General features: G+C 64.6%; 21 protein-coding genes. 9 read left to right on the forward strand and 12 right to left on the reverse strand.

What is annotated here, in order from left to right; translation table 11 throughout:
- Positions 1-162: 162 nt before the first annotated feature.
- From prfB to J2W14_RS06100, 8 genes are all read right to left on the reverse strand, one after another.
- Positions 163-1,278 (reverse strand): peptide chain release factor 2, encoded by a 1,116-nt coding sequence (gene prfB, locus J2W14_RS06065; RefSeq protein WP_282381705.1) that lies wholly within the window; start codon positions 1,276-1,278, stop codon positions 163-165.
- A 64-nt stretch (positions 1,279-1,342) separates the two neighbouring features.
- Entirely contained in the window at positions 1,343-1,756 is a 414-nt protein-coding gene (locus J2W14_RS06070; RefSeq protein ID WP_307459848.1) for a pilus assembly protein TadG-related protein, read from the reverse strand.
- Between the two features lie 86 nt (positions 1,757-1,842).
- Positions 1,843-2,352 carry a hypothetical protein gene (locus tag J2W14_RS06075; protein WP_307459851.1) on the reverse strand — a complete coding sequence of 170 codons (510 nt, stop codon included), beginning with the start codon at positions 2,350-2,352 and terminating at the stop codon, positions 1,843-1,845.
- On the reverse strand, positions 2,333-2,731 hold the full coding sequence (locus tag J2W14_RS06080) for a TadE/TadG family type IV pilus assembly protein (RefSeq protein WP_307459854.1): 399 nt from the start codon (positions 2,729-2,731) through the stop codon (positions 2,333-2,335). The genes J2W14_RS06075 and J2W14_RS06080 overlap by 20 nt, the downstream gene beginning before the upstream one ends.
- A gap of 3 nt (positions 2,732-2,734) precedes the next feature.
- Entirely contained in the window at positions 2,735-2,983 is a 249-nt protein-coding gene (locus J2W14_RS06085; RefSeq protein WP_307459858.1) for a hypothetical protein, read from the reverse strand.
- Between the two features lie 67 nt (positions 2,984-3,050).
- Positions 3,051-3,992, reverse strand: coding sequence for a type II secretion system F family protein (locus tag J2W14_RS06090; RefSeq protein WP_307459861.1), 942 nt, complete (start codon positions 3,990-3,992; stop codon positions 3,051-3,053).
- A complete protein-coding gene (locus J2W14_RS06095; protein ID WP_307459863.1) occupies positions 3,989-4,843 on the reverse strand; it encodes a type II secretion system F family protein in 855 nt (284 codons plus the stop codon). Before J2W14_RS06095 ends, J2W14_RS06090 begins: the two co-directional genes overlap by 4 nt.
- Positions 4,843-6,066: a CpaF family protein gene (locus J2W14_RS06100; protein WP_307459866.1), complete on the reverse strand. Its 1,224-nt coding sequence runs from the start codon at positions 6,064-6,066 to the stop codon at positions 4,843-4,845. Before J2W14_RS06100 ends, J2W14_RS06095 begins: the two co-directional genes overlap by 1 nt.
- 290 nt (positions 6,067-6,356) lie before the next feature.
- On the opposite strand from J2W14_RS06100, the gene J2W14_RS06105 reads away from it, so the two are divergent.
- Entirely contained in the window at positions 6,357-9,005 is a 2,649-nt protein-coding gene (locus tag J2W14_RS06105; RefSeq protein WP_307459870.1) for a GH25 family lysozyme, read from the forward strand.
- Positions 9,006-9,274: 269 nt separating this feature from the next.
- Here J2W14_RS06105 and J2W14_RS06110 read toward each other — a convergent pair whose 3' ends face one another.
- Positions 9,275-9,709, reverse strand: a complete 435-nt coding sequence (locus tag J2W14_RS06110) for a GtrA family protein (protein WP_307459872.1) — start codon at positions 9,707-9,709, stop codon at positions 9,275-9,277.
- Positions 9,710-10,114: 405 nt separating this feature from the next.
- Between J2W14_RS06110 and J2W14_RS06115 the strand changes: the two genes are divergently transcribed.
- From J2W14_RS06115 to J2W14_RS06125, 3 genes are all read left to right on the forward strand, one after another.
- Positions 10,115-12,013, forward strand: a complete 1,899-nt coding sequence (locus J2W14_RS06115; protein ID WP_442512634.1) for a DUF7657 domain-containing protein — start codon at positions 10,115-10,117, stop codon at positions 12,011-12,013.
- Positions 12,014-12,119: 106 nt separating this feature from the next.
- Complete coding sequence (locus tag J2W14_RS06120; protein ID WP_307459877.1) at positions 12,120-13,181, forward strand: substrate-binding domain-containing protein; 1,062 nt, start codon at positions 12,120-12,122, stop codon at positions 13,179-13,181.
- On the forward strand, positions 13,178-14,845 hold the full coding sequence (locus J2W14_RS06125; protein ID WP_307459879.1) for a DUF2142 domain-containing protein: 1,668 nt from the start codon (positions 13,178-13,180) through the stop codon (positions 14,843-14,845). The genes J2W14_RS06120 and J2W14_RS06125 overlap by 4 nt, the downstream gene beginning before the upstream one ends.
- 86 nt (positions 14,846-14,931) lie before the next feature.
- Here the strand turns inward: J2W14_RS06125 and J2W14_RS06130 are convergent, their stop codons facing one another.
- From J2W14_RS06130 to J2W14_RS06140, 3 genes are read right to left on the reverse strand one after another with little or no spacing between them, the layout of a single operon-like run.
- The gene (locus J2W14_RS06130; protein ID WP_307459882.1) at positions 14,932-16,356 is read right to left on the reverse strand and encodes a bifunctional dTDP-4-dehydrorhamnose 3,5-epimerase family protein/NAD(P)-dependent oxidoreductase; all 1,425 of its coding nucleotides are present in this window, start codon (positions 16,354-16,356) and stop codon (positions 14,932-14,934) included.
- 1 nt (position 16,357) lies between these two features.
- Positions 16,358-17,356: a dTDP-glucose 4,6-dehydratase gene (gene rfbB / locus J2W14_RS06135; RefSeq protein ID WP_307459884.1), complete on the reverse strand. Its 999-nt coding sequence runs from the start codon at positions 17,354-17,356 to the stop codon at positions 16,358-16,360.
- A 26-nt stretch (positions 17,357-17,382) separates the two neighbouring features.
- On the reverse strand, positions 17,383-18,156 hold the full coding sequence (locus J2W14_RS06140; RefSeq protein ID WP_307459887.1) for a glycosyltransferase: 774 nt from the start codon (positions 18,154-18,156) through the stop codon (positions 17,383-17,385).
- Between the two features lie 96 nt (positions 18,157-18,252).
- Between J2W14_RS06140 and J2W14_RS06145 the strand changes: the two genes are divergently transcribed.
- Genes J2W14_RS06145 through J2W14_RS06165 form a run of 5 tightly spaced genes read left to right on the forward strand, consistent with a single transcriptional unit; the run spans position 18,253 to position 22,492 of the window.
- Positions 18,253-19,494, forward strand: a complete 1,242-nt coding sequence (locus J2W14_RS06145) for a polysaccharide biosynthesis protein (RefSeq protein WP_307459890.1) — start codon at positions 18,253-18,255, stop codon at positions 19,492-19,494.
- A 10-nt stretch (positions 19,495-19,504) separates the two neighbouring features.
- Positions 19,505-20,437 carry a glycosyltransferase gene (locus J2W14_RS06150; protein WP_307459892.1) on the forward strand — a complete coding sequence of 311 codons (933 nt, stop codon included), beginning with the start codon at positions 19,505-19,507 and terminating at the stop codon, positions 20,435-20,437.
- 14 nt (positions 20,438-20,451) lie between these two features.
- Positions 20,452-21,204 (forward strand): glycosyltransferase family 2 protein, encoded by a 753-nt coding sequence (locus J2W14_RS06155; protein WP_307459894.1) that lies wholly within the window; start codon positions 20,452-20,454, stop codon positions 21,202-21,204.
- Entirely contained in the window at positions 21,204-21,584 is a 381-nt protein-coding gene (locus J2W14_RS06160) for a DUF2304 domain-containing protein (RefSeq protein ID WP_307459898.1), read from the forward strand. The genes J2W14_RS06155 and J2W14_RS06160 overlap by 1 nt, the downstream gene beginning before the upstream one ends.
- A 20-nt stretch (positions 21,585-21,604) precedes the next feature.
- Entirely contained in the window at positions 21,605-22,492 is an 888-nt protein-coding gene (locus J2W14_RS06165) for a glycosyltransferase family 2 protein (protein ID WP_307459901.1), read from the forward strand.
- The last annotated feature ends 8 nt before the right edge of the window (positions 22,493-22,500 follow it).

Below are 22,500 nucleotides of genomic sequence, written 5' to 3' on the forward strand. Positions count from 1 at the left end.
AGCTCCGGCTTCTCGACTATACGCACGGGTCCCGGCGGATCGGCCCGCGCGCGGGGCGTGTCGCAGGATTAAACCGGAGGGGCAGGTGTGGCACAAGAGGCAAGAGGGGCGCACGTCAAGGCCGCCGGGGCAGCTCTGCCGCCGGCGGGAATTAGCCCGAGGCTACTTGTCCGCGTTGCGGTTGTCTGTCCGCCAGCGGATGCCGGCGTCGATGAAGTCGTCGATCTCGCCGTCGAACACTGCGGAGGTATTGCCGACCTCGTGCTCGGTGCGGAGGTCCTTGACCATCTGGTACGGGTTCAGGACGTAGGAGCGCATCTGGTCGCCCCAGGAGGCCTTCACATCGCCGGCGAACGCCTTCTTCTCGGCGTCCTCCTGTTCCTTCTTCAGCAGCAGCAGCCGGGACTGCAGCACGCGCAGGGCCGCCGCGCGGTTCTGCAGCTGGGACTTTTCGTTCTGCATGGACACGACGGTGCCGGTCGGGATGTGGGTCAGGCGGACGGCGGAGTCCGTGGTGTTGACGGACTGGCCGCCCGGGCCGGAGGAACGGAAGACGTCGACGCGGATCTCGTTGTCCGGGATGTCGATGGAGTCCGTCTGCTCGATCAGCGGGATGACCTCGACGGCGGCGAACGAGGTCTGGCGGCGGCCCTGGTTGTCGAAGGGGCTGATCCGGACGAGGCGGTGGGTGCCGGCCTCGACGCTGAGCGTGCCGTAGGCGTAGGGGGCCTTGACCTCGAAGGTGGCAGACTTCAGCCCGGCCTCTTCGGCGTAGGAGGTGTCCATGATGGTTGTCGGGTAGCCGTGGCGTTCGGCCCAGCGCAGGTACATCCGGAGCAGCATTTCGGCGAAGTCCGCGGCGTCCACGCCGCCGGCGCCGGCGCGGATGGTGACGACGGCTTCACGCTCGTCGAATTCGCCGGACAGCAGGGTCACGACCTCGAGTTCCTTCAGTGCCTTGCGGATCGATTCCAGCTCGACGGCGGCCTCGCCCATGGAGTCGGCGTCGTCCTCGTCCTGGCCCAGCTCCACGAGGACCTCAAGATCGTCGATCCGCGAGGTGAGGGAGTCCAGCCGGGCCAGCTCGGACTGGCGGTGCGAGAGCCTCGAGGTGATGACCTGGGCGGCCGCGGGGTCATCCCACAGATTGGGTTCGCCGGCGCGTTCGCTCAGTTCGGCGATGTCTTCCTTCAGCGCCTCGACATTCGAAACGTTCTCGATGGAGGCGTAGGTGGCGCGCAGGGCGCGGATTTCTGCGGGAAAATCAATGTTTGCCATGGTTTTTTAAGCCTACGCTATCCGTGCGAGCCACCCGGACTGGGTTGCGGGGCCGTCCGGGCAGCTACCGCGTGAGCTGGGAACGCGCCGTCGAACTCGCTTCGATCCTGATGCCGTCGGGGACCAGGAAGTTGACCACGGGCGGGTGGACGGCGGCGCTGAGCACCACGACGGCGGTGGAACCGTCCGGGCTGCCCGTTCCCGGCCCGAGGGCGAGGCCGCTGAACCGGGCGGAGGCGCTGCTGCGGTCCAGGAACTCGACGGCGGCGCCCCGCACGCGGGCTCCGGTCAGGACGGCGGTGGGGCTGCCGCCGCCCGTTTCAAGCTGCCCGAGGGTGAAGCTGTCCGCGGCTGCCACCGAGGCGCCGTCCGCCAGCGACAAAAGCTTTTTGTGTTCGATGTAGACGCTGGAGGCGGCGACGACCACGGTCGCTAGAAGCAGCGCGAGCAGCACGAAGCCGATGATCAGCACCGTCATTTGCCCGGCGCTGCGGTGGCCGCGGGGTGGCTGAGCCCTTTCCGGGCCCTGCCGCGGGCGCCCGGCGCGCTGCCTCCGGGGTCGGCTCATCGGAAGCGGCCCACCAGTTGTGTGGCGGAGGCGTCGAGCTGCCCGGCGTTCAGGTTGAGCGTCTCGCTGAACGGGACGAACGGCAGCGGCACCGTCAGATGGACGGTGACCGTCACGGCCGATCCCGCGGCCATGCAGTCCGCGGGGGCGCAGCTGGTTTCGACCCGGGCATTCGACGCGGCGTGCCCGTGGTCGGCGAGCGCCAGCAGGACGGCCTGCTCGGCGGCGGCCCGGCCGGCGGCGGCATCAGTCTGGGCAACGAAGACCTTCGCGGCCTGGTCCGCGGCGCCGACGACCGCGAAGGAGCCGCCCTGGAGCTGGCCCATCGTGATGATGAAGTAGACCAGCGGCACCATCAAGAGCGCAGACAGGAACGTGAACTCGACGACAGCGCTTCCCCGTTGTGCATCGTCGGGGACACGGGAGTCCGCTGTCGCGGCCTCTCCCCCGGGCCCAGGGCCCGGCGCGTCAGGGCTGGCCGGCGCGTCAGGGCTGGATGGCCGCATGCCCTTTCACCTCCAGGACTGCGCGGGGACCGATCAGTCCGATCACGGGCAGCGGCGCGCGGACCGTGACTTCCAGGGTCCGGATGCCCTGGTACGTCGCTTCGCTCGTCGTCACGTCCTGGGCGAACGCAGGGTTGAGCGCGACGCCAATCAGCTGCGCCGTCCGTTCCTTGGCGTCAACGGCGCTGCGGTCCGCGAGGGTGCCGTATCTGGCGCCCGACGCCGCCGCGTCGATCAAGGTGTTCCGGACGTGCAGGACGAGGGTGAGCTGGACGATGGCGAGGAAGAACAGCGTCAGCAGCCCTCCCACAAGGACGAAGTCCACCACCGCCGACCCTCGTTCGTCAGTCTTGCCCCAGCCGGCGCCGGGCAGGCGCACGCGCTACTGCCCGACCTTGTCCATGGCCTGGTTGAACAGTCCTTCCAGGGCAGGGACGGCGATCGCGAGGAGTGCGGCGACGAGGACGGCCGACATCAGGGTGATCATTACCCAACCGGGCACATCGCCCCGCTCTCGGGGACCACCGGGCCGTTCGGGCTTCCGGACGATGGCCGAATGCGTCCTGGCAACCCCGGGCACCAGGCTGATGGTGCACAGCAACAGCGCCATGCGGTTAAGGATCCGTTTCACGTTCTCCCCTTTTGGTTGGTGCTTCGTTGGTCTTCCTGCGCCTTCCCTGCTGTTCCTTGTGCGGTTGTTACAGACCCATGCTGATGGCGGCCAGCCCCGGAAAAACTGCGAACACGACCGTCAGCGGCAGGACTCCGAAAACGACGGGAACCATCATTCCGATTTCCTTCTTGCCGGCCGACTCCATCAACTCCCGCTTTGCCGTGTCCCGGACGTCCTGGGCCTGGGCCGTGAGCACATCAGCAAGGGGCGTCCCGCGTTCGACCGCCACGATCAGCCCGTCGACGAAACGCAGCAACGGGCCAAGCTCCGTCCGTGAAGAGAACTCCTGCAGGGCTTCCACAAGTGGTTTCCCTGCCCGGGTCTCTGCCAGGACGCGGGTGAAGTCTTTGGAGAGCTCTCCCCGGGCACTGCGGCATACCCTATCCAGTGCCCCCGTGGCGCTCTCTCCCGCGCTGACGGCGAGGGCCATAAGCTCGGCGATGCTGGGGAACTCCGCCATCATGCGCGCCTCGCGCTTCCTGACCTGGGCGCCCAGCAGGTAGTCGCGCAGCAGAAATCCACCAGCGGCGCTGCCAAGCACCACCACGACGGCGAGCAGGGGGCTGGACCGTCCGGCCGCACCGAAACCCGTCACGGCAGCGACCGCCGCGACAAAACCGCCGGCGCCCCAGAGAAGCTGTTCTGCCCGGAAGTCCGCCGGCGACTTGTCGCCCCCTGCCCGCGCCAGGCGGCGATCCAAGGCGGCGGAGCCGGGGTTCAGCCGCCCCAGCCACGAGACGGCATCGCCAACGACCGGGCGCAGGATCCGTTCCAGCGGACCGAACGGAGTGAAGTTTCGCGGCACGGCGCGCAGGAGCCGGGATTCCAGGTTGTGGGACTTCAGCTGCGGACGGATGCGCTCCACGAAGGTGGTTGGCCGCAGGAACGGCAGCCTGATCAGCAACAACCAGGCACCGCAGCCAAGGACCACGCCGCAGGCGGCGGCAGCAGCCGTCAGCCCTGTCATCGGAGGACCCGCTCGTCTGCCGGCAGCGCTCCAATGCGCAACATGGCGGCATAGGAGACCAGGGACACCGCCAGCCCGCCAATCAAGACGGCGGCGCCGAGGGGCGTGTTGTAGGCCGCCACCGCCTCGGGCCGGCTGGCCAGCAGCATCAGGACGATCCAGGGCGCGGCCACCGCCAGCCGTGCGGCGTTGACGGTCCAGGACTGCCGGGCCTCCAACTCGCTCCGGGTCCGGGCACTTTCGCGCAGGAACTCCGCCAGCGTGCCCAGCAGCCGGCCGAGATCCGAGCCGCCCACTTCCCTGGTTAACCGCAGCGCCTCCACGATCCGGTCGGCGACCGGATCCGCCAGCCGGTCCTTCAGCCGGGTCAGGGAGGGATCGAACTGTCCTCCGGCACGATAGTCGGAGCCAAACTCGCGGAACACATGACGGAGTTCCTCAGGACCTTTGTCGCCCAGCTGGATGAGGGCTTCCGGCAGCGACAGGCCGGCGCGGATCGCCGAGCGGAGGTGGTCGACGACGTCGGGCCACAGTTGGCGCAGGACAGCCGAGCGTTTCCGCGCGCGCCACTTCACGATGGCCAAGGGCAGCCAGCCCCCAAAGAGGCCAAAACAGCCCGCGATCGGCCACGACCTGGTCACCGCAAAGAAGACGAGCGTCGTGAACGCTCCGACGCCGAGGCAGCTCGCCAGCAGGCCCGGTCCGCTGACCCTTTCGATTCCAGCGGACCGCAGCAGATCCTCCAGACGGCCGGGGCCAGGCCGGCGGCTGGACGCCTTCGGCTGTTCCCAGGCAGACCACCAGATCAGCAGGAGTCCGGCACCGGCAAGCATGCCCAGCAGCGCCGCCATCAGTGCTGCACCAGCAGTGCGGCGACGTCGTACCCTGCCCGGGCAAACTTCTCGGCTGACGGCATCGAGTTGGCCCTGGGCTGCAGCCGGCCGTCAGCGAGCGCGAACACCATGGACGACTCGATAATGCCGTTCTCCACCCTCCGGCCCAACGACAGTATCTCCGTCACTTCCCTGCGCCCGCTGGCGTGGCGGGCGCAGTGGACCACGAGGTCGATACAGGAAGCAACCGTCGGAACTACAAAGGCACTGGAGATATTCTCGCCGGCCAGCAGCGGGAGCGTGCAGATCTTGGTCACCGCGTCGTGGGCCGAATTCGCATGGACTGTGCACATCCCCGGCAACCCGGAATTCAGGGCGATCAGCATGTCCAGGCTCTCGGCTTCCCGGACCTCGCCCACCACCAGCCGGCCGGGGCGCATGCGCAGGGCCTCCTTGACCAGCCGGCGCATGGGAATTTCACCTTCGCCCTCCAGATTCGGCTGCCGGCACTGCAGGCCCACTACGTCCCGCAGCGGAAACTGCAGCTCGAAGATCTCCTCGACGGTGATGACACGCTCGCGGGTTCCGATGCTGGCCGCCAGACAGTTGAGCATGGTGGTCTTGCCCGCCTGGGTGGCGCCGGAGACCAGGATGTTCAACCCGCTGGCCACGGCAGCGCCGAGGAACCGGGCCGCCTGCGGGGTCAGCGTGCCCAGTTCCACCAGGTGTTCGAGCCGGCTGGCCTTCACCACGAACTTGCGGATGTTGACTGCCCAGTGTCGCCGCGTCACGTCCGGGATGACGACGTGCAGGCGGGACCCGTCGGGCAGCGCGGCGTCGACGAACGGAGAGGACATGTCGAGGCGGCGCCCGGAACTCTTGAGCATCCGTTCCACCAGGTCCCGGACTTGCTGGTCCGTGAGCGAGACAGAGGTCAGCTCGGATTCGCCGTTCCTGGCCACGAAGATCTCATTGGGAGCGTTGAGCCAGATTTCCTCGATGGCAGGATCATCCAGCAAGGGCTGCAGGGCACCGAACCCGGCCACGGCGTCGAAGACGAACCTTCTTGCGGTCTCCAGCGGACCGATCGGCGGGAGTGGCCCCAGCAGGGCGCGCTCGTCGTAATCCAGCACCGCTGCCTCCACGAGGCGGCGGACTTCACCGGCCTGCCTGAGCGGGTCGAGGCCGCGCCGGCGCATCAACTCGCGGACTTCGTCCTCGACAATGCGTACAGCCTCCACGATGGCCCCCATCTGACTGCCGCCCTGTCCCGGGGCGCTGCAATTGGCTTAAAGCTATGGGTGGGCGGCCCGCCGGACAAGGGCCTGCAGGGTCGCATGTGGAAAAACCGACACCACGGTTCACAACATTTGTCCCACCAGTAACAACAGAAACTCTGGTTCCGCTTAACAGGTGGTGTTAGGGTGAGCGCGACAAGTCAGACATTCTCACATCCGGGCAGCCTCGTCTGCAGCCACCGGGCGCGGGATCACTATGACACTGCCATGAGCGTGTTGTTCCGGAGCGACAAATGATGCGGACCTTACTTTCCCCCAACAGTCACCTCGGCAGCCGGGTCGGGGCGGCGCTGCTGGCCGTCTCCCTGATCGCCGGTCCCGGCCTGGCCACGCCGGCAGCCGCCGTCGAGCCGTCACCGACGGCATCCCCTGCCGCAACGGGTGACGCAGGTGCGCCTCCGGTGACCGCCGCCCCGACGGCGTCGGTTGCTCCGGCCCCGGCCACCGCGACGGCGGCCCCCACGGCTGCCCCCACGCCGGCGGCGGATAGTGCCCCGGCGACGGTTGACAAGTCCACGGAGGCCTACCGCAGCGCCATGGCGGAGGCCACCAAGACCGGCGGGGCGGAGATGGGGCAGGGAACGCGCGCTGCCGACGCATCGCTCGACGGGGACAAGGCTGCGGGCACCGAGGCCCTGGCCACCGAAGGCACCTGGATGCCCAGCTATGGGGTCCAGGGACTCGACGTCAGCAAGTACCAGGCCGGAATCAACTGGCAGACCGAGTGGAACATGGGCGCCCGCTTCGCCTACATCAAGGCCACCGAGGGGAACTACTACACCAGCACCACGTTCAGCGACCAGTACCTGGGCTCCAGGGCTGTTGGCATGATCCGCGGCGCCTACCATTTCGCCAACCCGGCAGCCTCCTCCGGCGCCGACCAGGCCCGGATCTTCGTCCAGAACGGCGGTGGCTGGAGCGCCGACGGGTACACCCTCCCTCCCGTGCTCGACTTTGAGGGAAACCCCTACGCCGGCCAGACCATTGGCGGCTACTACCAGGGCAACACCTGCTACGACATGACCCCCGCCCAGCTGACGTCCTGGGCCCGCGACTTCGGCAACACCATGCAGGCCCTGACCGGCCGGCTGCCGGTCATGTACACCACCACCACGTGGTGGAACTACTGCACCGGCGGGCCCTCCGGTTTCGGCGACTGGCCGCTGTGGATCGCCCGCTGGCCAAGCTCGCCCAGCGACAGCCCCGGCGCCCTGCCCTCCAGCTGGGCCAACTTCAGCTTCTGGCAGTACAGCGAGTCCGGCCCCTTTGCCAACGGCGGCGACTCAAACGTCTGGAACGGCTCGTACTCTCAGCTGTCGACGTTTGCAGCTGGGGGTGGGACCCCCGCCCAAGCGCCGCCAGTGGCACTTTCGAACGCCTACAAAGTGTCCTGGGCAGGAGATGCCGACAGTGACGGCAAACCGGACATGGTAGCCCACCATTCGGATGGGTCCCTGTGGTTTTCGGCAGGGACAGGAGCAGGCGGGTACCGTACGGCTCGGAACATCGGCAGTGGATGGAACATCTACGACAAGATCGTGGGCGTAGGCGACTCCAACCGGGATGGCAAACCCGATGTGGTCGCCCGCCGAGCCGACGGCACCCTCTGGTTCTACGCCGGCGATGGCAAGGGCAGCTACCAGGGAGCCCGCCAGATTGGCACCGGCTGGCAGGCTTTCAACGAGCTGGCACGTGCCGGCGACTCCGACGGCGACGGCATCGCGGACGTTGTGGCACGAGATGCCGGAGGCGGCCTCTGGAGCTACTCCGGCGACGGGAACGGCGGTTACAAGAACGGCCGGAAAATCGGATCGGGTTGGGACATCTTCAACTTGCTCGTGGGAACTGGCGACTTCAATTCCGACGGCATCCCCGATGTTCTCGCCCGCCACACCAGTGGCAGCCTGTGGATATACCCGGGTGACGGAAGCGGCGGCTACCGAACCGGACGCCAGATCGGCACCGGGTGGTCCATCTACGATCAGGTCCTCGGCGCCGGAGACAACAACGGCGATGGCCGGGCCGATATCCTGGGGCGCCGCGCCGATGGCAGCCTCTGGTTCTACGCGGGCGACGGCATGCGCAGCGACGGTTACACTGTCGCGCGTAAGGTCGGCACCGGCTGGAACATCTTCAGCCGTGTCACCGGCGTCGGAGACTCCGACAGCGATGGCAAACCCGATCTGCTCACGCAACATACCGATGGCTCCCTCTGGTTCTACGCTGGAACAGGCACCGGAGGATACCGGACCGGGAGGGTTATCGGCAGCGGATGGAACATCTACGACAGGATCGAAGGCATCCCTGACGCCAACCGCGATGGTAAAGCCGATCTGCTCGCCCGCCGCCCGGACGGTAGCCTCTGGTTTTACGCCGGTGACGGCAAGGCAAACTACCAAGGCGCCCGCCAGGTCGGCACCGGTTGGCACGTGTTTTCACAGCTGATCAGCGCTGGCGATTCCAATAGGGACGGCATCTCCGACGTTGTTGCGCGGGACTCCGCCGGCGGCCTCTGGAGCTACGCCGGTGACGGCACCGGCGGGTACCAGACCGGCCGACTAATCGGAACCGGCTGGGGCATTTATAACCAGGTGTTGAGCCCCGGCGATTTCGACGCCGACGGCATCCCCGACATTCTGGCGCGCCACACGAATGGCACCCTCTGGTTCTACCCGGGTGACGGCCGCGGCGGCTATGGCAGCGGACGCCAGATCGGTACTGGTTGGGGCATCTACAACCAGATTGTCGCGCCAGGCGACAACACCGGTGACGGATTGGCCGACGTCGTGGGGCGCCACACTGACGGCGGCCTATGGTTCTACGCCGGCGACGGCATGCGCACCGACGGGTACAACGGCGCTAGAGCCGTCGGGAGTTTCTGACCAGACGATATGAAGTGATGGGGGTGCAGGTCCTTGCCCGTCCGTGACCGGTCATGATCGCCGGGCGGTCCCGGCAGTGCCGGTTTTGGTGAAATCCGCGGCCGTCTGCGTGGTGGGCGGCGCTGCGGGGCCTGATCCCGGCGGTGAGGCCGGGGCCTTCTGTTTCACGGGATTCGTGGGTTGCCATTAAGGGTTCCCTTGGCCTGTCGGCTCGTCGGGGGTGCAATGGTAGTGCCATGGCAGACCGGGGACCGCGGACCGGGTCGCCGTCAGGCGGAGATTTCTTCGGAGTCGTCCGCCGCGCGGCGGGCGGGGCGGAAGATCCAGTGCTTGTACAGGAGGAAGTTCCAAGCGGTAATCATCGCGGTGGAAACGACCTTACCGATCTGATAGCCGAGCCCCAGCCATTCAGCACCATTGACAATCAAGTCAACCGCCAGAGTGTTGAAAGCTACGAGCAAGCAGTACTTGAACAAGCTGACACTACGGCCGTTCTGTGCCCGGAACGTGAAGACCCGTTGCAGTATGAAGTTGAAAACCAGGCTGGTCAGGAATGCGATGGGAGTCGCGAGCCACAGTTCAACACCGAAAACCTCGTGAAGCAGCATGAGCATGCCCAAATCTATGGCGAATGAAAGTCCGCCAACGATGATGAACCTGACAATCTCATTATTGAGCACAACTTTTGAATGCCTTCTAAGCACTTATCCTCTTCGCTTCCAGTGGATTCCTGCGCTATCCACGCTAGTACCAACGCTGTCAAACCGGTGAAAATGAACCAAGCAATTGTCAGCTCTGAAGCCTAACGCCGATCCAGCGTAGAGGTGGCATGTCCTGTAGTACCCCGAGGGGCTGCGGCACCCGATGCCCCGCTGCCGCGCTGCCGGCGGGGCCATACTGCGGGAGGTCCGCACGTGAAACGCTCCACATTACGGTAGCATACTGAGGTCGCCGTGTCCGGCTGGGGCTAGCCGCCGCACGGCACTATCGGCCGTGCTTTTAGATTCCAAAGCGATTCCACGACGAGCTTTTTAGGACCAATAGTTTTGACAACTACAGCGTCATTTTCTTCACACATTTCAGGCGCCAGGGAGAGATTTCTGACGTGGGTGTGTCTCAATGACAACAGACTCAAGCTTGCGGTTGTCGTCGCTTATCTGGTCGCAGTGGCCTGCGGGGCCACAACCTCGTCCATAGGAATATCCACCCTCAGGGAGGACTCCAGCGATCCTTTCGGGCTTCAAATAGGTGAAGCGTCGAGAATTCGCGCGGATGAATATAATGCGTTCTCCCCTATAGCACTGTCGATCATGGCTACTGGCGGCGCGCCGACGACCAGCGTACTTTCCGCCCCTGCGGACCTCGTCCACCGTTACTCCTCCGGAGGGTTCTTTGGATCGGTCGTGTTTTTCGATTCCACATTCCTCCAGACGGCGTCCTTCTTGCCCGACGCGATGCTGTTCGCCGCCCGGTGGTGGCTGCCGTCCCTGCTGCTTTTCCTTTTTCTCCCCAAGTGGTTCGTCCAGGTGGGTGCAGATCGCCGCTGGGGGTGGCTGGCGGCAATCTTGATCGCGCTTTCTCCGGCCGCCTCGTGGTGGACCATGATGCCGATCCAGTTGATCGCCTACACGGTAGCAGGGTGCAGTCTTCTCCTGTCCGCGTTCCAGAGGTTCATTCGCCGGGAGCGCCTCACTCCGGCACTCCAAAGCCTGGCGGCAGGAATTCTGATCGCCGGTATGCCCAGTTTCTACATTCCGTGGTCACTGGTGCTGGGCCTGCCTATGCTCGTTGCTACCGTCGCGTGGATCTTCGGGTCGAAGGAAGAGTGGAAGCCGAAAATCCTGGCTTTGAGCAGCGCCGGCCTGGTCGCCATGGTATTCGCCGCAGGCATCCTCTGGGAGAACCGCGCCGGAATATCATCACTGCTGGAATCCGTTTATCCGGGCTCACGCAGGTCTGCCGGTGCGGCCCAGTCCTTCAGCATGCTCTTTGGCGCTCCGGCGCTGGGTGCGCTGCAGGAAATGACTCCCATCGGAAGCAACGAAAGTGAACTGTCAACCGCCTTCACCATCACGTTCGTTTGGGCAGCCTTCCTACTTGTTGGCTTGAAATCGTTTGGGCCGCTGCGGCAGAACGTCGTCATCTTGGTGTTGATGGGATTCGGTCTAATCTGGATCGCCTGGTGCACCATCAACCTCGGGGACAAAAGCGCGGCAATGCCGTTGTTGAACTTCGTGCAGCCCGCGCGCGCCGCCCAAGTCTGCGGAATCCTCGGAACCATCTTGGTCTGCCTGTTGCTGTCCCGCTTACCCGCCAGGTCAGGCTGGCGGCTGCCGACAGTCTCGGCTGTTGTCTGCGGCATGATCACAGCCTTCGCGGCATCCGCCCTTCAACAGACGCATCTTCCCGTCATCTCGCATAAGTTCATTGCACTCGTGGCCGTCGCCGTGGCCGTTTCGGTCTTCTGCGTGACACGATTTCCGCACAGGATCTGGCCCATGGTCCTGATCACCGTGTTGGCGGCGGTACCAGTCCTCAACTCCAACCCGCTACTCTTCGGCTTGGGCGACCTGAGGGGGTCCGCAACAGCTGACTACCTGAACGATGAGGGAAAGACCACTCGGTCGGCCGACGGCGTGTGGGCGTCGGACTCGCCCTCCTTCGACACCGCCATGATTGCCAACGGTGTCCCGTCACTTAGCGGGCTGCAGCGGTCGGGCCCTGACAAGTCGCAGTGGGCCAAATTGGATCCGGATCAGAGCCACTCCCAGGAGTGGAACCGCGGCGGCGGATTCGTGTACTTCCAATGGTTGGCCGGACAGCCCCTCATCTTCGGCAATAATGGCTCGGACTCAGTCATGGTCGGAGTGGACCCGTGTGACCTGAAGCGGCGCATCCCAAATCTTCGGGGAATCGCTTCCACTCATCCGCTGGACGTCCCCTGTCTGGTGCCAGATCGTACCTTGAGATGGTCCGATCAGGACATGTTCATTTACAAGTTCTCCTAGCCGTTCGTGCCGGGAGCGGGCCCCGGATTGCCCGCCGCAAGCACGTGAGCGGCTAGGGTTGTAGGCAGGTACGACAAGGCACGCACCAGATCGGAAAGGGAAGTCGTTGCGCACACGGTCCATAGGCGGCGCTCTCGCCTGCATTCTGCTCGCTGGGATAGGAGCGGCTGGTTGCTCGAGCAAGACGTCCGTCACCGATGTCAGAGGTTCTCTGACAGCGATCGGTACACCGGTGCAGCAAGACCCCATCGGAGCATGGAGCAGTGCCTGGACGAAGGTGCACAACGCCACTTCCGTTAACTACTCTCCCGATGGTTCCGAGGTCGGGATTTCTGCCCTGTCGACGGGGCAGGCTTACTTCGCGGCGCTCGACACGCCCCTAACGCAGGCGCAGCAAGACCAGACGAAGCAAGTGTGTGGGCCGACCGGGGCGTTCTCCATCCCGGTTTCGATCACCTCCCTCGGCGTGGCATTCAACATGCCCAGTGTCCAGAGTCTCAAACTTAGCCCTGCCGTCCTGGCTGGCATCTTTTCGGGAGAAATCACCCGCTGGGACGCAGCCGAGATTATCGAGTTGAATCCCGGCACAACTCTTCCGTCGTCGGAGATCGTCCCGGTCACGGCAGCGCAGCGAAGTGCCGAGACCACAGCGGCGACCAGGTATCTCAGCAGCGTCCCTGAATGGACAGCCGGCGTCACCGATGTCTGGCCGAAACCGAAGAACGGAATCGAAGAAAAGAAACTCTCCGACATCGGAACCAAGGTCGACCAGACAGCCGGTGCCATAGCGTTCATGACCACCGGCGCGAACGGAGGCCGCTTCGACACTGCGCTTATGTCATTTGGGGAGGGTTTCGTGCGCATGTCCAAGGACTCCACCGCTGTCGCAGCCAAGGAGGGCGCCACGCGGAAGATCCCCACTGGTGTCGAGTTCACCCTCCCGGAAAAAAGCGCCGAAGGCTACGCCCTTGGCGTCGTCGGGTACCAGGCCTTCTGCCCCAGGTACAAGAATGGCCCATTGACCACCCTCGTGAAGTCTTGGGGGAAGTTCGTTCTCAGTCCGGACGGCCAGGTCGCCTCGACTTATTTCGCGAACGTCGTTTCGCCCAGTGAGGAAGCTCTGAGGGCTTCTAACACCATGATTGAAGCTATACGGGAGGAGGCATGACCCACACAACCGTGACAAATAATCCGTCGTCGGCGGTCCCCCTTGCCACAGATGCATCACCGCGGGGTCGACGCCAGTACGAACTCTCACCGGTCACACGCAGCGGGCTGAAGTTCTTCTTTCCCGTCTTCGCTCTTCTATCTGTCCTAATCACGATCTGGATCCTGGCGACTCCGTTGATGGCGTACCCGGATGAACCCTCGCACACCATCAAGGCGGCCGCCGTGGCGCGGGGCCAGTTCTTCCCCGGCCCGGGGGAGTCCTACGGTCACGGCGTGCATGTTCAGGTTCCGTCCTACATCGCCAACTTGGAATCACAGATGTGTTTCTCCTTCCACATGGAGAAGACCGCTGGCTGCGCTCCCGCCATTCCGGTGGATGACAACTACCTCACCATCGGAGTTACCTCGGCGGGTCTGTATAACCCGTTCTACTACTGGCTGGTGGGGCTACCCAGCCTCTTCATGTCGGGCGCCCCGGCCCTGTTTGCCATGCGCATCGTCAGCGGCCTCTTATCAGCGGCGTTCTATGCGGCGGGCTTCACCGCGTTGTCACGTCTCCGCCACCCGAAGTGGCCGCTCATCGCCGCCGGTGTGGCAACGACGCCCATGGTGTTGTTCCTTGCGAGCGGCATCAATCCCAACTCGCTTGAAATCGCGGCCTCCATGGCTGCGTTCTGCGGGCTGGTGTCCGTGCTGGAGAACTCCCGGAACCTGAAACGGGCCCGCCCCGGCATCCTGACCGTCAGCGTCGCGGCCGCGACCTTAGCCAACACCCGGAACGTATCGCTGCTCTGGCTGTTGTGTGGCGCGATCGTTGCCTGTCTCTTCTTCCGTTGGGCCGACATCGCCGCCATCTTCAGAAATCGGCTGGTCCAGGTGGTCAGTGCGCTGACGGCAGTTGGCATAGCCCTGGGCCTGGCGTGGAACTTCCTCATGCTCAGGGCACCTGCTTCCGCGGGTGAGGCCCCGGCGGGCATCTCCAACGTCAGCGGTGAGGTACGCCCGTATAACGCTTTCCTGACAATGCTGGACAGGTCATTTGACTTCGTGCACCAGTACGTCGGTGTCGCGGGCTGGCTGGATGCGCCCGTGCCGCTGGGTGTCGTCGCTTTCTGGAGCATGTTGCTCATCGGGACTGTACTCATGGTGTTCCTCGTCCGGCCCGTGCGGCTACAGATAGCGTTCTGGGTCGCACTGGGATTCCTTACCGTGGTTCCGGCCGCGGTCCAGGCGGCGCTGGTCAACACAACCGGCTTTATCTGGCAGGGACGCTACAGCCTCCCGCTGTTTGCCATTGCTCTGATCTCCGCTGGGCTGGCCATGAGGTTTCGCCCCTTCGGCCAACGTCCGCAGAACCGGACCGTCACCCGGATCGTGCTGCTGGCAGCGTGTGTCGCGCACGTCTACGCCTTCCTGAACGTGCTCCGGCGCTACGTTGTCGGGCTGCAGGAATGGGGAAATTGGCAGACCATGTTCACTGTGCCCGGCTGGCAGCCTCCCCTGACCTGGGAGGTCCTGACCGTCGTGTTCACAGCGGTGGTGGTCTTCGCCGCGTCGAAGCTGTTCCGCTTTCTGCATCCCGGCGCCGACCTCGTGCCGAAACTGGCCCGGTACGTCCGGAAGATCCGCCCGGCCCTTCGGCGAAAAACCGCGGACCGCTAGCTCTGTCGGTCATGAGAAAGGACCCGTTCAAGCTGCACGCTTGAACGGGTCCTTTCTCATGACGGACTTCGCCGATGCCGGCCACCTTAGCCCCGGGAAACCTCAGCGTTCAGGTATGCCTTGAGGCGTTCGGACGACTGTGCCGGGAGGAAGCCGGTGGCCCTGATCTTGTCGAGCGCCAGGACACTGTTCAGCGGCCGCGGCGCCGCTGCCTTGCCCCTGAAGTACTCCTCCGTCGTGACGCCCGAAACATCCGACGGTTTTCCGCCCGTCATGCCGAAGACCTCGGCTGCAATCGCGGCCCAGGACTGCGGCTCGCCGTCGTTGCTGAAATTGTACGTTCCGAAGGGCGCCGCAGTGTCCAGCAGGTGGCGGATGGCTGCGGCGATGTCCGAGGTGAAACTCAGCCGGCCGATCTGGTCATCGACAACGCTCGGCTTGATGCCACGGCCGGCCAGGGACGCCATGGTCCGGACGAAATTGTTGCCGTCACCGATGACCCAACTTGTCCGTACGATGTAGTGCCGGGGCACGGCGCCGACAATGGCGTCCCCTGCGGCCTTGGTCTGCCCGTAAACACCGAGGGGGCTCAGCGGCTCGTCTTCAGAGTGCTGGGTCGCGGTGCCATCGAAGACGTAGTCGCTGGAGACCTGCACAAATGTGATGCCGTGGGCGGTGGCGATCTTGCCCAGTTCGGCCACGGCCTGGACGTTGATGACCCAGGCGTTACGGCGGCCTTCGGGCGTCTCAGCCTCGTCCACCGCGGTGTATGCGGCGGCGTTGATGATCGCCGAGTAGTTCTTCCAGTTGCGCCCGGAAAAGCTGTCCGCGGCGGAGATATCGAATTCTGACCGGCCCGCGAACTCGACCTCGGCGCGGTCTTGGTATGCCTCCCGCAGGGCCCTGCCCAGCTGGCCGTTGGCGCCGAGCACCAGGATCTTCTTCGGCGGCATCGGGACGACGTCCGCGAGGTGCGGATGCGCCTTGTCCTTGTCGGACAATGCGGCCTCGTCCAACGGAACGGGCCACGGGATGTTGGCCGTCCTGTCCGCGAGGTTCAGGAAGGTGTACTGGCCCTGGGCGTCCGCGCTCCAGTGATCGTTCACGAGGTAGGTGTACGCGGTGTCGTCCTCAAGCGTCTGGAAGGCATTCCCCACCCCCCGGGGGATGAAGATTGCCTGGCTGGCGTCGAGCTCGGCGGTGAAGACAGTGCCGAAGCTGGGACCTTCGCGGAGGTCGACCCAGGCGCCGAAGATGCGCCCGGTCGCCACGGAGATGAACTTGTCCCACGGCTCTGCATGGATGCCGCGGGTGGTGCCGGCCGTCTCGTTGAACGAAATGTTGTTCTGGACCGGCGCGAAATCGGGCAGCCCAAGGGCCAGCATCTTTTCCCGCTGCCAGTTCTCCTTGAACCAGCCGCGGTTGTCGCCGTGGACCGGGAGGTCGTAGAGGACGACACCGGGGATGGGAGTCGGGGTGGCCTTCAGCGGCTTCGAGAATTCGATCGTCACGTTACTGGCCCTGCTCCTGGTATTTCGCTTCGGTCGCGGCCTTCTGCGGCCGCCACCAGGACTCGTTCTCGCGGTACCAGCGGATCGTGTCCTCGATGCCGGCGTCGAAATTGGAGAACTGCGGCGTCCAGCCCAGCTCACGGCGCAATTTGCTGGAGTCGATCGCGTAGCGCAGGTCATGCCCGGGACGGTCCACGACGTGGTCATAGGCATCGGCGGGCTGGCCCAGGTGCTGCAGGATGAGTTCGACAACTTCTTTGTTGTTCTTCTCCCCGTCAGCGCCGATCAGGTACGTCTCCCCGATCAGGCCCTTGTCGATGATCGCCAGCACGGCCGAGGAGTGGTCGTTGGCGTGGATCCAGTCGCGGACATTCTCGCCCTTCCCGTACAGCTTCGGGCGGATCCCGTCGATCACGTTGGTGATCTGGCGCGGAATGAATTTCTCCACGTGCTGGTAGGGCCCGTAGTTGTTCGAGCAGTTGCTGATCGTCGCCTGCAGCCCGAACGACCGGACCCAGGCCCGCACCAGCAGGTCCGAACCGGCCTTGGTGGACGAATAGGGGCTGGAGGGGTTGTAGGGGGTGTTCTCGGTGAACCGCTCCGGATCGTCGAGTTCCAGGTCGCCGTACACCTCGTCGGTGGAGATGTGGTGGAAGCGCTTGTTGTGCTTCCGGGCCGCCTCGATCAGGGTGTACGTGCCGATGATGTTGGTGTCCAGGAACGGGCGCGGATCCTGCAGGGAATTGTCGTTGTGGGACTCAGCGGCGTAGTGCACCACGACGTCGTGATCGCGCACCAGGGCGTCGACGAGCTCGGCGTCGGCGATGTCACCCTGGACAAATTCAAACCGGTCTGCCGGCAGACCCTTGAGTGACTCGAGGTTTCCCGCGTAGGTGAGCTTGTCCAGGACCGTGACGTTACGGTCGGTGTGGGACATCACATAGTGGACAAAGTTCGAACCAATGAAGCCGGCGCCGCCGGTAACCAGGAGTTTCTGCATGCTCCCAGCCTACCGAACGCCCGCCGCTACCTCAGAACTGCGGGCTTGGAAGCGCGGCGGGACCTGCGGAAGGCTTCCACGATCAGCCGCAGCAACATGACACGGGCCGACAGTATCTTAGGGAGCGAACGCCAGCCCGCCGGAGTCTGGTTTTCCTCGTGGAGCCGCCGGTAGATGGTGGACTGATCGAGGTGCGTCATGGAGCCCGCAATATTCCCGCAAATGGCCAGCCAGAGGTCGTGGGACTCCCGGACGTACGGCGGAATGGGGGTGAATAATTGTGCCGCCTCCCGGCGGAACGCCATGCCGCAGCCGTAGTAGGCCCGGTATCCCACCAGGATGCCGGCAAGGTTTGCCAGATGACGGCGGGAGTCCGATGACCTCAGGCGCGGTATCCAGGGCCGGGGACCGCCACCGAGCATGTCGAAGTTGCTGGCGACCACCTGGGATTTCGTCAGCCCGGCGAGCATGAGTTCGAGCCGTCCTGGAATCCAGATGTCGTCCTGGTCGGACAGGAAGATGTACTCCCCACGGCTGATCCGGACCGCCTCCTCGAAGGTCCGGACGTAGCCCCTGTTGCTCGCCGCCCGGATCAGGCGGATGCGCCCGTCCTCGATCTTGTCAACGATGTCGGCGGTCTGGTCAGGGGATGCATCGTCCACGATGACGAGTTCGTCGTTGGCCCCCAGTTCCGCGAGGATGGAGGCTATCTGCTCCTCAACGAAGGCAGCTCCCCTGTAGGTGGCCATGCACACGCTCGCCCGGATTTTCCGCCCGCCGGGCGCCGTCACATCGTTCATGCAGACCACTCTAGGTGACGATGGCGCAGCAGTCGGGGCCGGGCGATCGCGTATCATCGTTAGGTCAATCCCCCCAGCCATAGGACCGTACACCGAATGAGACCCGTATTGCTCCGGCTGGCAGGCTTTACCCTGCTGCCGCTGCTGGCGCTGGTCCTCCCGTTCCTCCTCTTGCCCATAGTCGCCCGGGTGGTTGGCGCCGCGGGCTGGTCCAGCATCACCTCCGGCCAGGCACTGGGTGTTTTTGCGGCGACCATCATCCTTTGGAGCTGGAATATTTCGGGTCCGGTGGAGATAGCCCGTTCCGGCGCCTTCCCTGCAAGGGCAGCCCTTTACTCCAGCAGCGTGCGCACCCGCGTGGTGATTGCCGCGGTGGTGCTGCCTCTGATGACCGTGATCGTCCTCATGGTGGCCCACGAAGGCTTCCGCCTTGACGCCGTCACCATGGCCTGGGCGACCGCCCTCACCGGCTTCTCGCCGGCGTGGTACGGGATCGGGACCGGGCAACCCCGGATCCTCGCCGTCTACGACACCCTCCCCCGCTTCCTCGCGGCCGTCATCAGCGCACCTCTCATTGTGGCCACCGGCCAGGTCTGGACTTACGGCGTCGTATCCGTGCTGACCACCGTTCTGGCGCTGGTGTCCTTCCAGAGACGGTTCGGCGAGGCAAAAACGTGGATGCCGAGGAACCTGGGGAAAGTTGTTAGCAAGGAGATCTTTCCCCATGCGGGTACGGCAGGCATTAACCTCACCGGCAGCGCATACGCCTCCACTCCCGTGCCGATCGCCACCGCGACCGTACCGTCAGCAGCGGCGACCGCGGGCCTGGCCTCCGCGGATGCGATCTACCGGATGGGTCTCTTCAGCGTTGTAGCGCTCGGCAACACCTTCCAGGGCTGGACGCTCGAACATGACGCGGCGGACCCGCGGCGCCGACACATCATCGCCCTGACGGCGCATGCAATCCTCGGAGTGGCGGGCGGAGCTTTTCTGGGCCTGTTCGGGCCGTGGATCTCCGGCGTGATGTTCGGCGAAGCCGTGCGCGCCGATACGCTGACGTGTGTCTACTACGGTGTCTCCTTCTTCTTCCTGTCCGCGTCAACGCCGCTCATTCGAAACATCCTGATTCCGTCCCGTCGCCAGAAGTCGGTCCTGCTGTGGACCGGAATATCCGCGGTTACGGGCGTTCTCCTCATGGTTGTCGCCGGCACGATGTCCAACGTTCCGGCCGTCGCACTGGGAATGGCTGTGAGCGAGGCGCTGCTCTTCGTGGGACTGTTGGTGCCCGCAGTGCGGCTCATGCCCTCGGTCGCCCGCCCCTCTACAGTCGGAAGGTAGGATCAACACCGTGACCGAAAGACGCCAGCGGCGGATTGCCGCCGTAATTGCAGCGTTCAACCCCGACGACGAACTGCTGGCCAATGCTGCTGCCATTCGGACCCAGGTGGATGAGCTGGTCGTGGTCGACGACGGCAGTTCCGCCCCGGCAGCGGCCGGCATCTTCACCCGGCTTCAAGACCAGGGCGTTACAGTGCTGGCCCTGCCGTCCAATTCAGGTATCGCGGCGGCTCTCAACCGGGGCATCGAGGAGCTCCAGGCCACGTCCTCGCCTGAATTCATCCTCACTTTCGACCAGGACTCGTGCCCGGTGCCCGGGTATGTTGACAGCGCACTCACGACCTACGAGCGGGCGACCGCCGGGGGCCGGAGGGTCGGGTTCGTGTCCGCGGAATCGTTCAGCGGACACCAGGTCCCCGTTCTCGGACGGAACGACGGCTTCAGCGAGGCTTTCGACCCCATGCAATCCGGCTTCTTCATCCCGGTCTCCACCCTCGCCGCGATCGGCACCTTTGAGACCGGCTTCTTCATCGACTGTGTGGACTCCGAATACACCGCGCGGGCCAGAGCTGCAGGCTACAGCGTCCTGATCGGCGCCGGCTGTGAAGTCCAACACCGGCTTGGGGCGCGCCTTCCTGCCACAGTGTTTGGCCGGCAGCTGCGGTTCAGGGGCGAGGACTTGTCCTTTAACTACTATTCCCCGTTCCGGATGTACTACATCATGCGCAACGGGACGACCCTACTTAGACGGTATTGGCGCCGGAACCCTTCCTGGATCCTCCGGCGACTCGTGGAGGAAGCCAAGGCGCAGGCGCTTCGGTTCGCTTTCAGCCCTGACCGACGCAACCTGGTGATTGCCGCGTGGCATGGAGTTGCCGACTCCAGCCGCGGACACGACGGCCGGATCAGCAACGACCTCGTCAACCGCTTCCGAGCCCGTTGATATATTGGAGAACTATGAAAATTCATGACTCGACGCGGGTCCTGGTCATCATGCCGGCATGGAACGAAGCCGAGTCCGTGGGCAACACCGTCCGTGAGGTGCTGGGTGTCGGACGCTCCTACGATGTTCTCGTCGTCAACGACGGTTCGACGGATGCCACCGCAGCCATCGCTAAGGAGGCCGGCGCGACCGTCCTGACACTGCCGTTCAACCTCGGAGTCGGCGGCGCGATGCGCGCAGGTTTCAAGTACGCCCAGCGGCTTGGCTACCGCCGGGTGATCCAGGTGGACGCTGATGGCCAGCACGATCCCCGGAATATAGACGAAGTCCTTGCCGGACTGGAACACGCCGATATCTCAATTGGCGCCCGCTTCGCTGACCGCGGCGACTACGAGGTCAGCGGCCCGCGCAAATGGGCGATGCAGTTTCTGGCCAAGGTCATTTCAGGCCTCGCCAAGACAAGGCTGACCGACGTCACATCAGGCTTCCGCGCGGCCAACGAGCGCGCCATCTCCCAGTATCTGGACCACTATCCGGCGGAGTACCTGGGCGACACCATCGATTCACTCGTGGTGGCCGTCCGCTCAGGCTGCATAGTGACCCAGATCCCCGTCGAGATGCGCCCCCGACAGGGCGGGACCCCAAGCCACAACCCGCTCAAGGCCGCGATCTACCTTGGCCGATCGGTGTTCGCCCTGCTGCTCGCCCTGACCCGGAAACCGTCAAGGATTTCACCGGCTCAGCTCAACGCTCCGGGAAGGGCATAGTGACGAACCTGGCTGCATTTGCTCTTTCTCTCACGATCGTCGGCGTCGTTTTCGAGATGCTCCGACGGAAGAAGCTCCGCGAAAAATACGCCGCGCTGTGGCTGATCGTCGGTGTCGGAACACTGATTTTGGCCGCATTCCCCAGCTTGTTGACCGTGGTGGCCGTAGCCGTCGGCGTCCAGCTGCCGTCCAACCTCCTGTTCATCATCAGCATCCTTCTGCTTTTGGGTGTCTGCCTCCACCTGTCTTGGGAAATCTCAGTCGTGGAAGACGAGACCCGGACCTTGGCTGAAGAAGTTGCCATCCTGCGCACTATGATCGAGGAATTGTCACCCCAAGACTCCGGCGACGATACGTCGGCGTCGCCGACGTCAAAGTAGAGGACGCCGAAAAACTAACCATGGAACTGGATATCTTCATCCCCTATTGGGGCGACGCGGACTACATGAAGCAGGCCGTCGACAGCGTCCTCGCGCAGACCAACGGCAGCTGGCGCCTGACTGTCGTGGACGACGCCTACCCGGGCGATGAGGTCCGCCGCTATGTCGAGGGCAAGGACGACCCCAGGGTCACTTACATCCGGAAAGACACCAACGAGGGCATTACCGAGAACTTCCGGACCTGCGTCTCGCTGGCCACAAAGGACGTGTTGGTAGTCATGGGGTCGGACGACCTGCTGCTGCCCAACTACGTCGATGTTGTGCTCCGCGCACACTCGGAATTTCCGCACGCCTGGATCATCCAGCCGGGCGTCCAGGTCATCGACGAGGCCGGCAAGGCGACGGTCCCGCTGGCGGATATCGTCAAGCAGCGGGTGGTCAAACCCCGTGGTTCAGGCGCCCGTGTCCTCTCCGGCGAAGCGCTGGCAGCTAGCCTGCTGCACGGGGACTGGCTCTACTGGCCCTCCCTCGCATTCCGGACGGACAAGATCCGGAACTACGATTTCCGCGATGGTCTCCCCGTCATCCAGGACCTCGCCCTCGTCCTCGACATGGTCGCTGGCGGCGCCGAGCTGCTGATCGAGCCCGAAGTCTGCTTTGAGTACCGGCGGCACACCAGCAGCGCCTCGGCGGCCAAGCTCATCGACGGGTCCCGGTTCGAAGGTGAGCGTGACTACTTTGAACTCGCAGAACGACTGTGCGAGGCGAAGGGGTGGAGCAGGGCTGCCCGCGCGGCACGCCTGCGGCTGACGTCGCGGGCGCACGCCGTCTTGTTCGTTCCGGGCGCGCTCCGCCAAGGCGGTACCGGCCCGCTGGGCATGCTCCTCCGGCATGCGTTCGGCAAATGACGGGCACG

The organism is Pseudarthrobacter oxydans, from assembly GCF_030812335.1.
In the GTDB taxonomy this organism is placed as follows: Bacteria; Actinomycetota; Actinomycetes; order Actinomycetales; family Micrococcaceae; genus Arthrobacter; species Arthrobacter oxydans_B.